The sequence below is a fragment of the Paraburkholderia caribensis genome (assembly GCF_002902945.1).
GTDB classification, from domain to species: domain Bacteria; phylum Pseudomonadota; class Gammaproteobacteria; order Burkholderiales; family Burkholderiaceae; genus Paraburkholderia; species Paraburkholderia caribensis.
In genome coordinates this window covers 850,143-864,028 of sequence record NZ_CP026102.1, presented here as the reverse complement: position 1 = coordinate 864,028, position 13,886 = coordinate 850,143, and the positions used below count along the sequence as shown (strand labels likewise).

Sequence of the window (13,886 nt, the reverse complement as noted above, 5' to 3'; positions counted from 1 at the left end):
CCGGTCGCTCACTCAAAATCACTGACGAAAGATCTGCGCTGGGCCTTTCAACCCAGTCAAACCTTCCTCAATTTCTTCCGTGTGAGACTCGATTACTTTCGCTATCAGTGACCCGAAGATCACCGCGCGCTTCGTCATCGAGCGCCCACACTTATCGGCTGTTGATTGTTAAAGAACATTCGCGGGAAGCGCCTTGCTTTCACCACGTTGCTGCCTCAGCAGCAGAGAAACGAGATTATGAAGAACCTTTTTCGCTTCGTCAACCGGTTTTTTTAACTTCCCAACCCGCCGACTCCACCGGAAAGCCCCGTCAATGCTGGCTCTCCCGCCTTCCTCGTTTGCTTCGCGCCGCGTTGGCCGCAGCGCGAAAGACCGGAATTCTAGACACTTGCATGCGGGGTTGCAAGTGGTTTTTTGATGTGCGTAAAACGCATGACATATGAGGCAAGTACACGCGCCCTGCCTGTGCAGATATACGTCAAAGGCCAGCATGCCTCTCCATCACGCGCGAGACGACATTCAGATAGTGATCGAGATCCGGCGTGGCGCGATTCGCTTCCTTCGCGAGATCGTCCCAGCGACGCAAACGCAGCGCGTCCTCGGCAAATGGCTTCTTCAGGAACGCCTGCGCCTCGTCGTCACTGAATATGCCGCCCTGCAGTTCGAGACTGCGCACGGAATCCACTGACAACTTCCCAAAGTACGCCGCATCGATAGCGCACAGGCAGCGCTTTGCATCGACGTGCAGCCGAATCGGCTCCAGCACCGCTTCCGGCAGCACCGGCCGCAAGAACGGCAACGCAAAGTATTGATGCAGATCGTCGATACCGCGCGCGGTCGGCGTCTCGCCCTGCCGGTTCAGCAAATGCCCGAGGTCGTGCAGAAACGCCGCCGCAATCAGCTCATCGGCGGCGCCTTCGGATTCCGCCAGCGCACCGCTTTGCAATGCATGCTCGAGCTGCGTCACCGGCTCGCCGCTATAGGCAAGCTGCCCGTGCGCTTCGAACAGTCCGCGAATGTCGTCGAGATTCAGTGCCACGACATCACTCCCACGGAAGAGAAAAGGTCTTGAGATTGGTGAAGCTCTTCATCGCTTCCTGCACGCCTTCCTTGTATCCGAGCCCCGAATCCTTGATGCCGCCGAACGGCGTCAGCTCGACGCGATACCCGGGCACTTCCCACACGTTCACCGTGCCGACGCGCAGTTCGTTGATAAAGCGCGGAATCGCGTCCTGCCGGTTCGTGCACAGTCCGCACGACAAACCGAACGGCGTGCCGTTGCTGATACGGATCGCGTCTTCGATCGTGTCGAAGGTGATGATCGGCGAGACGGGGCCGAACGTTTCCTCGCGAATCAGCGTCATCGACGGATCGACCTGATCGACGACCGTCGGCGCGTACAACGCGCCCTTGCGCTGATTGCCCGTCAACAGGCGCGCGCCGTGCGCGACGGCCTCGTTCACGCGCGCTTCGAATAGACGCGCCGCGTCGGCGTCGATCACGGTGCCCATCTGGTTCGACGTATCGAACGGATCGCCGTACGTCCATTCGCGTGTTTTCTCGACGACCAGCTCGGTGAAGCGCGCCGCGATGCTCTTCTGCACGATGATCCGCTTGACGGCCGTACAGCGCTGCCCCGAGTTCTTGTACGAACCCTGCACGGCGAGCGTGGCCGCGCGTTCGATATCCGCGTCTTCGAGCACGATCAGCGGATCGTTGCCGCCGAGCTCCAGCACCACGCGCCGGTAACCCGCGCGCTCGGCGATATGCTTGCCGATCGCCACGCCGCCCGTAAAGGTGACGAGTTCGGCGAGCGGATTCGTGATCAGTTCGTCGGCGATTTCGCGCGGGTCGCCCGTCAGCACCTGCAGCATCGGCGCAGGCAAGCCGGCTTCATACAGAATATCGGCGAGATAAAAGGCCGACAGCGGCACCTTCTCCGACGGCTTCAGGATCACGCGATTATTCGTCGCGATGGAAGGTGCGATCTTGTGCGCGACCTGGTTCATCGGGTGATTGAACGGCGTGATTGCGACGATCACGCCCGCGAGCGGATCGCGCTGCGTGAACACGCGCCGCTTCTTGCCGTGCGGCGTCAGATCGCAAGAGAAGCTCTGGCCGTCGTCGCGCAGCGCTTCGATCGACGCGAACTTCAGCACGTCGGCGACCCGCCCGATCTCATAGCGAGAGTCCTGCTTCGACAAGCCCGATTCGAGCGAGATCAGATCCGACGCCGCTTCGAGCCGCTCGCGCAGCAAGTTGCCCGCGCGCTCGAGGATCTGCGAGCGCTCGTAACGCGAGAGCGTCGCCTGATAAGCGGACGCGTATTCGAAAGCGGCGCGCACGTCGTCGACGCTCGCCATCGGCACCGTGCCGACGCGCATGCCCGAATACGGATCGAACACGTCGAGCGTGCGTGCGCGGGCCGCGCGCTCGCCCTTCAAACGCAGCGCTTCCGCACGAAACGCGGGATGGTCGTTGGACTGCAGGATTGCGTTCATGAGGCCGCCACATTGTTTAACGCAAGGTCGAACACGTCGAAATTGCGTAGACGCTTGCCCGCGACGCGTGCTTCGTCGATGCGTCGATTGAAGATCAGCGGTACGACCTGCTCCGAGATACCGCCGTGCGAACGCAGCGGCACGGTCAAGCCCGACAGGTCATGTTCATCGCGGCGCGTGCCGAGCGCCGTATTCTTTTTGCTGACGACGACGATGTCGCCCACGCGGTCGTTCGGCAACTCGAAGCGCTCGCACGCCGCCTGGTTGTCGAGCACGACTTCGATGTCCTTCAAGCCGCCAAGGCGTTCGATCAACTGCCGCGCGTTTGCATCGCGCGGCAGATAGATCGTCGCGAATGAACCGAGCGCGCCGTGGTGCACCACGTAGGGATCGGTGATCGGCAGAATCACGCGGGCCGCGCGGGGGCCGAGCCATTCGTCCATCACGTCCTGCAAATAGATCACGTTCGGCTCGCCCGTGCGCGGATCGTGCTTCGCGTTCATGCCGTGGTCGGCGGTGAGGCCGATCACCCAGCCGAGCGCGTCGAGTTGCGCCAGATAGCCGTCCATCATTGCGTAGAACGCGTTCGCGCCTTCCGTGCCGGGCGCCCACTTGTGCTGGATGTAGTCGGTGGTCGACAGATACATCAGGTCGAGCTTGCGCGTCTGCGCGAGCCGCACGCCCGCCGCGAACACGAACTCGGACAGCCCCGCGCTGTACACGTCGGGCACGGGAAGACCGACCAGCCCGAGCACGTCGTCGATGCCGTTCTCCTCGAGCGTCACCTTGTCGGCCTTTTCCGCCGAAAAGCAGATGCCCTTCATCTTGTTGCCCAGCAGACGGCGCAGCTTGTCTTTGGCCGTCACGACGGCGACGGCGGCACCCGCGTCGGCGGCAGCGGCCAGCAGCGTCGGCGCACGCAGATAGCCGGGGTCGTTCATCATGACTTCGGCGCCCTTGCCTTCGTTGGCCTGCGGGTCCCAGAAGTAGTTGCCGCAGATGCCGTGCACCGAGGGCGGCACGCCGCAGACAATCGACAGGTTGTTCGGGTTGGTGAACGACGGAATCACGCAGTCGCCCTTGAACGCCGCGCCGTCGCGCAACATCTTGCCGATATACGGCGCCACGCCCGCTTTCACAGCCGCTTCCAGATAGTCGTACTCGCAGCCGTCGACACACACGACCACCGTCGGCTTGACGGGCAGCCGGTAGCTGCGGCCATTCACTTCAACACTGCGTTCGAATTGGATTGCCATTGCACTCTTCCCTGCGCGTCGCCGACGCGTGTTCTTGATTCGTTCAGGCCCGTTCAGGCGAGCAGCGCGCTCAAGCCGTCATTGCCTTCGTCCGTTCCGTTCGACGCGCGCGGCACGGCAATGCCCTGCGCGGCCTCATGCGCGCGCTGCCTGCCGCCGTCCACGTGCGCGAGCATCAGTTGCGCGGCTTCGTCCGCGTTGCGCGCGGCGAGCGCCGCGAGAATCGCGCGATGCTCGGCGAGCGAGCGCTCCATCGCATCACCCCGCACGCCCAGCGCGGCGCGCCGGAACAGACTCAATTCACCCACCAGCCTGCGATACGTCTCGTACAACTTGCCGTTGCCCGCTGTCGCGACAATCGCGTCGTGAAACGCGACGTTCGCGCGCGCATAGGCGTCGTGATCGCGGGCATCGAGCGCGGCGCGCATGGCGTCGACATGCGCGCGCAGCGCCGCCAGTTGCGCGGCATCGATACGCGATGCCAGCATCCGGCACGCCGCCTCTTCGAGCACCGCGCGCACCGCGTAGATTTCGTCGGCTTCCGCCAGCGACACGGTCCGCACGAACACGCCACGGTTCTTCTCGTTGCGCACCAGCCCCGCCTGCTCCAACGCGCGAAACGCCTCGCGCACCGGACCGCGCGACACCTGCAGCCGTGTGGCCCATTCCGTTTCGTTCAGCTTGTCGCCGGGCGCCAGCTTGCCGTCGACGATGTGCCGCTCGATCTCGTCGCGCACCAGCGCCGTCAGCGAATGCCGCCTGACCACATCGATCCGATCGCCCGGGTCAATTTCCATATTTTCGGTCATTTCGACAATATTTGCCACATCTACATGCGTGGTGTGCCGACCTCGACACACCTCACGAAAAATCAGGAAACGTTGACGGTCAGTCCACGCGGCGACGCGGCACGCGGGCGGCAATCAGCACCAGCGCGGCAAGCGACGCGATCAGCAGAATCAGCGACAGCGCCGACGCCGGCAGGTAATAGCCGCGCTCGACCTGTCCAACCACGACGATTGGCACCGTGGCGAAGCCCGGCGGATAAACGGTGAGCGTTGCGCCGAGTTCACCGAGCGACAGCGCGAAGCCCAGCGCGAGCGACGCGCGGATCGCGGGCACCAGCTGCGGCAGCACGACACGGCGCAGCACCATCGACGGCGGCGCACCGAGGCTCGCAGCCGCCTCGCGCAATACGGTCAGCTCGGGCCGCAGCGCGGCCGCCGCGCAGCGATAGCAAAACGGCAACACCAGCGCGAGCTGAACGAACACGACGATGGCAGCGGAACTCGACAGATCGAGGGGCTTCTTGTGATACGCGATCAGCACGGCCAGACCGAGCACGACGCTCGGCACGCCGTTGGGCACCATGGCGATCGTGTCGACGAGCGCGCCGAGGCCGCGCCGGTCGCGCCCTTCGAGCGCAAGCGCGAGCCACAGGCCCAGAATCGTGCCGAGGATCGCGACGCCGAAGCCGATCTGAAGGCTGGTCACGAGTGCATCGAAATCGCTGCCGCCGAGCCGCTCGAACCAGCGCATGCTGAAGCCGTCCGGCAGGATCGTGCCCGACCAGTGCGCGGCCACGCTCGACAGCGCGACCACGATCACGGGCAGCACGAACAGCCAGAAGCACAACAGCGCGGCGAACCCCATGAACAGCCCGCCCGCGACGCGCGCGACGAATCCGTGTTGAACGGGCCGCGCGCGATGCGGCACGGCGGGCAGCACGGTTTGATCGAGATCGGACATTACTTCGCTCCTCGCACCTTGCGCTTGTTGACCTGGCGATACAGCGCATACAACGACAGCGACATTGCCAGCATCACGACGGCGCCGGCGGCGGCAGTGGGCAGATCGAGATCGACGGTGGCCGAACTGTAGATCGCCACGGGCAGCGTGATCAGATGCGCGCTGCCGAGCACGAGCAGAATGCCGAACTCATTGAGCGTCAGCAGAAAGCACAGAATCGTGCCCGCGGCGATACCCGGCCAGGCGAGCGGCACGATCACGCGCAACGCAACCATCCAGCCGTTCGCGCCGAGGCTGCGCGCGGCTTCGATCAGACGCATGTCGAGCGTCGCGAACGACGCAAGGGTTGGACGCACGACGAACGGCGCGTAGAACACCACTTCCGCGAGAATCACGCCGCCGATGCCGAACAGGAAGTCGAGCGGCGGCGCTTCGAGATGAAAGAGCCGTTGCAGCCCGATACTGACGGAGCCTTGCGAGCCGTACAGAAAGATCAGCGTGAACGCGACGAGGAACGACGGGAACGCGACGAACAGTTCCAGAAACCGCGTGACGAGCCGCGCGCCCGGAAACGGCTTGAAGAACAGCAGCGACGCGAGCGCCACGCCGAGCAGCGACGCAAGCCCGGCGCTGGCGAACAGAATCCACAGCGTCGTGCCGATCACGCCGCTCGTCTCCGGGTTCCGGAAAAACGTCGAATAAGCGTGAAAGCCCAGTCCATGCTCGCCCGACAGGCTCAGCAACACGAGCCGCACGAGCGGATAAATCACGAGCGGGCCGAGCACGAAAATAGCGAGAAACGCCAGATGCCATTGCGACAGGCGCTCGCGCCGGCGCTTTGCGGCCGCGTGCGAGGCGGCCGTCGCGGCGCGGCGGGCGTCAGCCGCTTGCGCGAGCGCGTCGGAGCCGGCGTCAGGGCTGAATAAGGACGACATCGTCTGCCTCGTAACGCAGGGAGATCCGCGCGCCCTTTTCGGGCGTCATGCCGGTGCCGCGCTGCATCGACACCTGCACGGGTTCGTTGGGCATCGCGTCGAGGGCGACCTGGACGGCCAGCACCGAGCCATACCATTCGACCGTCGAAATCGTGCCGTGCAACTGGCCTTCGCCGAGCGGCACGATACGCATCGCCTCGGGACGCAGACACGCGACGCGCTCGCGCTCGCTGTAACGCGCATCACCGAGTGCAAATGCGACGCTCGGCGGCAGCAGATTGGCCGCGCCTAGATAGCGCGCCACGAAGGCGTCGTTCGGCTGGTCGTACAGTTCCTGCGGCGTGCCGAGCTGCGCGATCTGGCCTTCGCGCATCAGCAGCGTGCGGTCGGACAGCACGAGCGCGTCGTCCTGGTCGTGCGTCACGCAGACGATGGTCAGATTCGGCAGGCGCTCATGCAGCGCCTTCAGTTCGGAGCGCACCGACGCGCGCAGATTGGCGTCGAGCGCGGAAAGCGGTTCGTCGAGCAGCAGCACATCCGGCTCGATCACGAGCGCACGCGCCAGCGCCACGCGCTGCTGCATGCCGCCCGACAGTTGCGCGGGCATCACGTGGCCGGCGTCGCCGAGTTGCACCAGCTTTAGCGCATCGGCGACACGCCGCGCGATTTCCTTCGTCGAGATCCGGCGCGCGCGCAGACCGAATGCGACGTTCTCGAACACGGACAAATGCGGAAACAGCGCATAGCTCTGGAACAGCAGCCCCAGATTGCGCTTGTGCGGCGGCACATGCGTGAGGTCGCGGCCCGCGACCGTCAACGTGCCGGCAAGGCCGTCCGCCTCGATGAAACCGGCGATGAAGCGCAGCAACGTCGTCTTGCCGCAGCCGCTGCGGCCGAGCACGGTCAACAGTTCGCCGCGCTCGATCGTCAGCGACAGATCGTCGAGCACCGTGCGCGAGCCGAAGCGCACGGTCAGATGTTCGATCTGCACGCCGCCCGGCGCGCCCGTCTGCGCGACGCCTTGCGCGCGCGGCGTGGCGACTGGCGCGCCCGAATCCGCGAGAGTTGCAGTGTTCACCGGGCCATCCTCCTGCGTTGGTGACTTTGGTTTTGGCGCATGCTAGCGCCAGCATGCTTTTTTGCGCGGCGGGACGAGCGTTTCAACGAGCATCGCGCCGCGCCTTCCATCCGATGCTTCGATTACTTCGGCTTGACGACTTCGAGCTGCTTGCCCGAACTGCCGATCACTTCGCCCTTCCAGCGGGCCGTCCAGTCAGCCTTCTTCGCCATCACCTGGTTCCAGTCGACGGGGATCAGCTTCACGCCCGCGATTGCCTGCTTGACGGCTGCGCCGTTCTTGCCCGAAAGCGCAACGTCGGTGCGGCCCGGAATGCCGAAGATGTCCGGCACCTTCGATTGCACTTCCGTCGACATCAGATAGTCGATCAGCTTCTTACCCGCGGCCTGGTTCGGGCCGTTCTTGATGAGCGCAATGGCGTACGGCAACTGGAACGTGGTCGGCTGGCCGCCCGCATCGGCTGCGAGGAAGATCGGCTTGATCGACAGGCCGCCGTTGGCAGCGTCGTCGAGATCCATCTGCAGGTCGCCGTTCGCCACCGCGATTTCGTTACGCGAAAGCAGCACGTCGAGGTAGCCCGTGCCCTTGGTGTGGAACTTGGCGCTCTGCTCGAGCTTCTTCAGGTAGTCGAAGGCCTTGTCTTCGCCCATCAGCGAAGTGGTCAGGATGATCACGGCCATGCCGTCGCCCGCCGTTGCCGGGTTGGAGTAGGCGACCTTGCCGCTGTAGTCAGGATGCAGCAGATCCGCGAACGTCTTCGGCTGGTTCTTCACCACTTCCGGGTTGATCGCGAACGAGAAATAGTTGTTCACGAACGTCGCCCACGCGCCATCCGACGCCTTCGCGATGGCGGGCACGTTCTTGTAGTTCACGCTCTCGTAGTTCTGCAGCAAGCCCGATTGCGCCGCCGTCTGGATGAACGGCGGCAGCGTGACGAGCACGTCGGCCTTCGGCGCGTCCTTTTCGACGGTTGCGCGGTTCACGACTTCGCCGCTGCCTGCCGTCACGATGTTGACCTTCACGCCTTCCTGCTTCTCGAACGCGGGCAGCACGTCCTTGTAGAGATTTTCGAGGCCGTCAGCCGTGTACAGCACGACCGCGCCCGCCGCGTGCGCGGACATCGCGCCGCCGAACGCGGCTGCCGCGACCAGCGCGGGCAGCAGCTTGCGAGCCGTCTGGCCAATACGACCAACGCGGCCCGTCGAGCGAAGGTGATCCGTCTTTTTCATGTCGTTCTCTCCGAAAGGCAAAAACCTGTGGGTAACCCGTTAGTGGTGGTGTCCGGACCGCGCTTCGGGCGCGCGGTCCGCCTGACGTCGCGGCCGGGAGCCGCAGAGATTGCAGATTGCTGACAACTTTTTTTGCGGCGTTTGCGCCAAGGCATCCCTCCGACGATTACGCGTTGCTGGCTGCCTTGCCTGAATGGGCCCGGCAAGGATCGTCTTTTTTTGTGACACGGACGTGAAGATTCTGCCGATTTCCACAAAATGACACAAATAGCCAATAATATGCAAAGCAGCCGTCAATACAACTGCCGATGCAATGTGCGCCCGCAACGGCGCAACCGATCCATTCGAAGGAGGCTCTGTGATTTCTGGAAACGACCCGATCCTGCTCACGCCGGGACCGCTGACGACCTCGCCCGTCACGCGTCAGTCGATGCTGCGCGACTGGGGATCGTGGGACACCGCATTCAACCGCATGACGCACAGCGTCTGCGCCGATCTCGTCGAGATCGTACATGGCGAAAATGACTACGTGTGCGTGCCGCTCCAGGGCAGCGGCACGTTCGCCGTCGAAGCGGCGCTCGGCACGCTGGTGCCGCGCGACGGCCGCGTGCTGGTGCCGAACAACGGCGCTTATTGCGCGCGCATCATCAAGGTGCTGCAGCGCATGGGCATCGCGTATGTGGAACTGCCGCTGCGCGAAGACGAACCCGTGAGCGCCGCCGCGATCGAAGACGCGTTCGACGGCGACCCGCGTATCACGCACGTCGCCCAGGTGCATCTGGAGACGAGCGCGGGCCTGCTCAATCCGCTCGACGCGATCGCCGCCGTCTGCAAGCACCACGGCAAGTGCCTGATCGTCGACGCGATGAGTTCGTTCGGCGCGCTGCCCATCGACTTGCGCGGCAGCGGCATCGACGCGCTGGTGTCGGCCAGCGGCAAGTGTCTGGAAGGCGTGCCCGGCATGGGCTTCGTGATCGTGCGGCGCAGCGTGCTCGAAGGGTGCGAAGGCCGTTCGCCGTCGCTCGCGCTGGACCTGTACGACCAGTTCGCATACATGCAAAAGACCACACAATGGCGCTTTACGCCACCGACGCATGTGGTTGCCGCGCTGCGCACGGCGCTGGACCAGTTCATCGCGCAAGGCGGTCAGCCCGCGCGCGGCGCGCGCTATGCGAGCAACTGCGCGGCGCTGGTCGACGGCATGAAGGCGCTCGGCTTCGAGACGTTTCTGCCGGCGGACGCGCAGGCGCCCGTGATCGTCACGTTCCACGCGCCGCGCGATCCGAAGTGGCAATTTGTGCAGTTTTATGCAGCTGTGCGCGAGGCCGGGTACATCCTCTATCCGGGCAAGCTGACGCAAGTGGAGACGTTCCGCGTCGGCTGCATCGGCGCGATCGACACGAACGAGATGCACAACGCCGTTGCCGCGATCGGCCGGACGCTGGCGAGCCTCGGCATCAGCGTGAAGTAAACGAGGCGGTAGCAATGCGAAGCGCGACACTCACGCGATCAGGATTTCGGGGCCGCGCGCGGTGATCGCCTTCGCGAGCGCGCGGTCGGGCGCAAGTTCCGTGACGACGTAACGCGCCTTCTCCATCCCTTCGATGCGTACGGGTGTCACGCGGCCGAACTTGGAATTGTCGGCGACGACGATGACTGTATTGCCCGCGCCGATCATCCGGCTGCGCACTTCTGCCGCCATGCGCGAGTAATCGGAGAGTTGTGCGTCGGGCGTGATGCCGCCCGCGCCGATCAGCGCGAAGTCCGCGTGATAGTGCGACAGCTGGGTGATCGTATCGAGGCCGAAGGCGGCGTCTTCGTTGTCCGACAGTTCGCCGCCGAGCAGCGTCACGCGGTTGTCGTTGCGCCGGCCGAGCAGCAGCGCGATGCGCCAGTCGTTCGTGTAGACGGTGAGCCGGTGGCGGTCGGTCAACGCGCGTGCGGCCGCGTGCGTCGTGCTGCCCGAATCAATGATGACCGACGCGCCGTCCGGCACCAGTTGCGCCGCGCGCTCGCCGATTGCGCGCTTCGCGCTGGCGTTGGCGGCGTCGCGCGTATCGAGGTCCGGCTCGCGCCGGTCGCTCGACAGTGCGCCGCCGTGGGTGGTCACGATCAGACCGCGCTCGGCGAGCGCGTTCAGATCGCGGCGGATGGTCTCGCGCGATACGTTGAGCTCGCGAACCAGCTCGGCGACCGATAGTGCGCCCGTCTTCGTGACCTGCGCCAGAATATATTGATGACGTTGTTCTGCCAGCATCGGTTGTGTTGGCCGCTGCAAGGCGGCGAGCGTGTATTCAAGGATCGGGCAAGCCCGCGCCGTATTGTATTACGCATGGCGGCACGGCGCGGAGGGAACGTGTGCTGGCTGTGGGCTGACTGTGGGCTGGCTGTAGGCTGGCCGTGGGGCTTCGTTGGCTTGCCGTTGGCGGACGGCAGGCGTATGCCGTTCCTATGCCCCTCATCTGCCCTGAACAGCCCGCGCCGTAACGCTGCCGATGTTCCGCGCGCCGCATCCCTGCTAATCTGAGCGGTCTTCTCTCGCATCGCCGATGCGCTCGAACCAACCGCCGATGCCTCCTCTGTTTCGCCGACTACGACTGCTGTTCCACGCGTTGCGCTATGGCGCGCGGCTCATCTGGCTAGCCGCGCCCGAGCATCACAAGCTGCACTGGATCGTCACGCTTGTTTCGCGCGTGCACGCGTCGCCGGGCGGCCGCGCCGGCGTGCATCGCGCGTTGCCCAATCTCGGCCCGCTAGCGAGCGCATTCGCCGAAGCGCTCGCGCGCCGCCCCGAACTCGCGACGGGCACGCTGCACGACGCGATCGATGCCGTCAGCCACCTCGAAACGCCCTTGCCGCCCGAGCAGGTCGAACAGGCGATAGCAGCGGCGCTCGGACGCCCGGTGCCGACGCTCTTTGCATCGATCGATCTGACGCCCGCGAAAAACGGCTTTGCCGAACAGACGCATGTCGCGCGGCTGGCCGAGCCGATCGAAGGGCATCGCGACATTGCGCTCAAGCTCGTGCGCGTCGCGCAAGTCCAGGAAATCGCCGACGAGGCCGCGCTGCTGCGCTGGGTCGCGCGCTGGATGGAAAAGCTCTCGAAGAACGCGCGCCGTCTGCGCCTGCGCGAACTCGCCAATACCTTCACACAGGAAATCCTGCGCCGCTTCGATCTGCGCGCCGAAGCCGCGAACCTGAGCCAGACCGCGCATCATTTCGACGGCGACAAGCGTCTTGCCGTGCCCGCCGTGATCTGGGAGCTTTGCACCGACAGCACGCTGGCGATGCAGCATGTCGAATCGCTGCCCGCGCTCGATCTCGGCGGTCTGTCGGCGCGCGGCGTGAAGCTCGCGCCGCTCGCCGGACACATTATCGAAGTCGTCACCGAGCAGGCCTTCGAGCACGGCTTTTTCCACGCGACGCTCGACGCACGGCGCGTGCGTGTGAGCATCGAGCAGGACACGCTCGGGCGCATCGTGCTCGCGGACTTCGCGGTGATGTCGAGTCTTTCGTCGCAGGAGCGCGAGTTCTTCGTGCACGGCGCGACGGCGCTGTTCGACCAGGACTACGGAAGGCTCGCGCACCTGCATCGCGATGCCGGCCATGTGTCGCAAGACACGCGCCCCGAGAAGCTCGAAGCCGAACTGCGCACGCGCGCCGAGGCGCACTTCGCGCCGCAGTCGCATGAACGCTCGGCGGGCGCGCTGTTCCATCATCTGCTGTTCGCCGTCCATCCGTTCGGCGGCGACGTGCCGCCACGGCTCGCCGCCGCGCAGCGCGCGTTCGGCCAGGCGGAGATGCTGGCGAACGCGCTGCACCCGGGCGTCGATTCGTGGCAGATCGCGCGTTCGGTGCTGGCTACGCTCGCGCGCCGCGAGTTCGATCATCGCGGCTGGATCAAGCATCTCGCGCAGGAGTTGCCGCATCTCGCGCATCTCGTGCCGCGCATTCCGCAGCTTACGGTGCATTATCTGCAGCATCGGCACGAAGTCACGACGGTCAGGCAACAGGCCCAGCTGGTCAGCGACGTGCTGATCGAATATCGGCGCACGCGTTCGCTGTTGTGGGCCTGCACGGTTTGCGGCGGACTGCTCGGCGCGATTGCCGTGCTGCTCGCGTACTGAGCGGCTTCGTCTCGAAACGCGTCGTTGCTCAAGCTGCGCGAAGTGCAGCTTCGAACAAGACGGCCACGCGCGCTTTGACGGATACTGCGGGCCTCGTGTCCGCCGTTCAAGTCATCCGATGCTGGTTGTTTTCAATGCCGTCGTGTTCGTGGTCCTGTGGTCGACGGGCTTCGTGGTCGCGCGCGCGATCAAGCCCTACGCCGATCCAAATCTCTTCCTGCTCGCGCGCTTCGGCGGCACCGCGCTGCTGTTCATGGCGGCTGCGCTCGTTGCGCGCGTCGAATGGCCGAGGGGCCGCGCGCTCGGCAAGCATCTGCTCGCGGGCGCGCTGTTGCAAGGCGTGTATCTGGGCGCGGGCTACTGGGCCGTCGCGCAAGGGATGAGCGCGGGCATCATGGCGCTGCTCGGCGCGTTGCAGCCGCTGCTGACGGCGGCCGTCGCGGCGCCGCTGTTCGGCGAACGCCTGTCCGGGCGCGGCTGGACAGGCATGCTGCTGGGTCTCGCGGGCGTCGTGCTGGTACTGGAGCCGAAGCTCGCCGCCACGGCTGCGACCGTCGCGCCGGATCAGGCGGGCAACGTACCGGAATGGCTGGTCGTGACGGTGTCGATTTTCGCCGTGTGTGCCATCACGGCAGGCACGCTGATCCAGAAGACGTCGCTGTCGAAAGCCGATATACGCAGCGCGAGCGCCGTGCAGAATGTCGGCGCGGCACTCGTCGTGCTGGTGTTCGCGCTGGCGCTCGGCGAGCACAGATGGATTCCGTCGCCGGCGCTGTGGGTGTCGCTCGCGTGGGGCGTCGTGATGCTGTCGGGTGTGAGCGTCACGTTGCTTGTGTGGATGGTCCGGCGCGGCGACGCGTCGCGCGCGACGGCGCTGCTGTTTCTCGCGCCGCCGCTCGCCGCGCTCGAAGGCTACGTCGGCTTTGGCGAAACGCTGACGGCGGTGCAGGTGGCCGGCTTCGTCGTCGCGCTGATCGGCGTGCTGCTCGCGCGCTCGTGATCGCGCCGGCG

General features: G+C 65.2%; 12 protein-coding genes. 3 read left to right on the top strand and 9 right to left on the bottom strand.

What is annotated here, in order from left to right:
- Positions 1–478: 478 nt before the first annotated feature.
- The 8 genes from C2L66_RS20390 to phnS all read right to left on the bottom strand — a co-directional run bounded on the left by C2L66_RS20390 (position 479) and on the right by phnS (position 8,748).
- Positions 479–1,039 carry a phosphonate degradation HD-domain oxygenase gene (locus tag C2L66_RS20390; RefSeq protein WP_054932463.1) on the bottom strand — a complete coding sequence of 187 codons (561 nt, stop codon included), beginning with the start codon at positions 1,037–1,039 and terminating at the stop codon, positions 479–481.
- Positions 1,040–1,043: 4 nt separating this feature from the next.
- Positions 1,044–2,501, bottom strand: a complete 1,458-nt coding sequence (gene phnY / locus C2L66_RS20385; protein WP_060603378.1) for a phosphonoacetaldehyde dehydrogenase — start codon at positions 2,499–2,501, stop codon at positions 1,044–1,046.
- A complete protein-coding gene (gene phnA / locus C2L66_RS20380) occupies positions 2,498–3,757 on the bottom strand; it encodes a phosphonoacetate hydrolase (RefSeq protein WP_060603381.1) in 1,260 nt (419 codons plus the stop codon). Before phnA ends, phnY begins: the two co-directional genes overlap by 4 nt.
- Before the next feature lie 53 nt (positions 3,758–3,810).
- Positions 3,811–4,566 (bottom strand): phosphonate utilization associated transcriptional regulator, encoded by a 756-nt coding sequence (locus C2L66_RS20375; RefSeq protein WP_060603384.1) that lies wholly within the window; start codon positions 4,564–4,566, stop codon positions 3,811–3,813.
- 79 nt (positions 4,567–4,645) lie between these two features.
- Complete coding sequence (gene phnV, locus C2L66_RS20370; RefSeq protein ID WP_060603387.1) at positions 4,646–5,506, bottom strand: 2-aminoethylphosphonate ABC transport system, membrane component PhnV; 861 nt, start codon at positions 5,504–5,506, stop codon at positions 4,646–4,648.
- Positions 5,506–6,441 carry a 2-aminoethylphosphonate ABC transporter permease subunit gene (locus C2L66_RS20365; protein WP_060603390.1) on the bottom strand — a complete coding sequence of 312 codons (936 nt, stop codon included), beginning with the start codon at positions 6,439–6,441 and terminating at the stop codon, positions 5,506–5,508. Before C2L66_RS20365 ends, phnV begins: the two co-directional genes overlap by 1 nt.
- On the bottom strand, positions 6,419–7,519 hold the full coding sequence (phnT, locus tag C2L66_RS20360) for a 2-aminoethylphosphonate ABC transport system ATP-binding subunit PhnT (RefSeq protein ID WP_060603393.1): 1,101 nt from the start codon (positions 7,517–7,519) through the stop codon (positions 6,419–6,421). The genes C2L66_RS20365 and phnT overlap by 23 nt, the downstream gene beginning before the upstream one ends.
- 122 nt (positions 7,520–7,641) lie before the next feature.
- Complete coding sequence (phnS, locus tag C2L66_RS20355; protein WP_060603395.1) at positions 7,642–8,748, bottom strand: 2-aminoethylphosphonate ABC transporter substrate-binding protein; 1,107 nt, start codon at positions 8,746–8,748, stop codon at positions 7,642–7,644.
- Positions 8,749–9,109: 361 nt separating this feature from the next.
- On the opposite strand from phnS, the gene C2L66_RS20350 reads away from it, so the two are divergent.
- Positions 9,110–10,219: a 2-aminoethylphosphonate--pyruvate transaminase gene (locus C2L66_RS20350; protein ID WP_098021656.1), complete on the top strand. Its 1,110-nt coding sequence runs from the start codon at positions 9,110–9,112 to the stop codon at positions 10,217–10,219.
- A 30-nt stretch (positions 10,220–10,249) separates the two neighbouring features.
- On the opposite strand, the gene C2L66_RS20345 is transcribed toward C2L66_RS20350, so the two are convergent.
- The gene (locus tag C2L66_RS20345) at positions 10,250–11,005 is read right to left on the bottom strand and encodes a DeoR/GlpR family DNA-binding transcription regulator (protein ID WP_036001284.1); all 756 of its coding nucleotides are present in this window, start codon (positions 11,003–11,005) and stop codon (positions 10,250–10,252) included.
- Between the two features lie 313 nt (positions 11,006–11,318).
- Here C2L66_RS20345 and C2L66_RS20340 point away from each other — a divergent pair, with 313 nt between their 5' ends.
- Positions 11,319–12,875, top strand: coding sequence for an ABC1 kinase family protein (locus C2L66_RS20340; protein ID WP_176056952.1), 1,557 nt, complete (start codon positions 11,319–11,321; stop codon positions 12,873–12,875).
- Between the two features lie 118 nt (positions 12,876–12,993).
- The gene (locus C2L66_RS20335; RefSeq protein ID WP_060603402.1) at positions 12,994–13,875 is read left to right on the top strand and encodes a DMT family transporter; all 882 of its coding nucleotides are present in this window, start codon (positions 12,994–12,996) and stop codon (positions 13,873–13,875) included.
- Positions 13,876–13,886 lie beyond the last annotated feature (11 nt).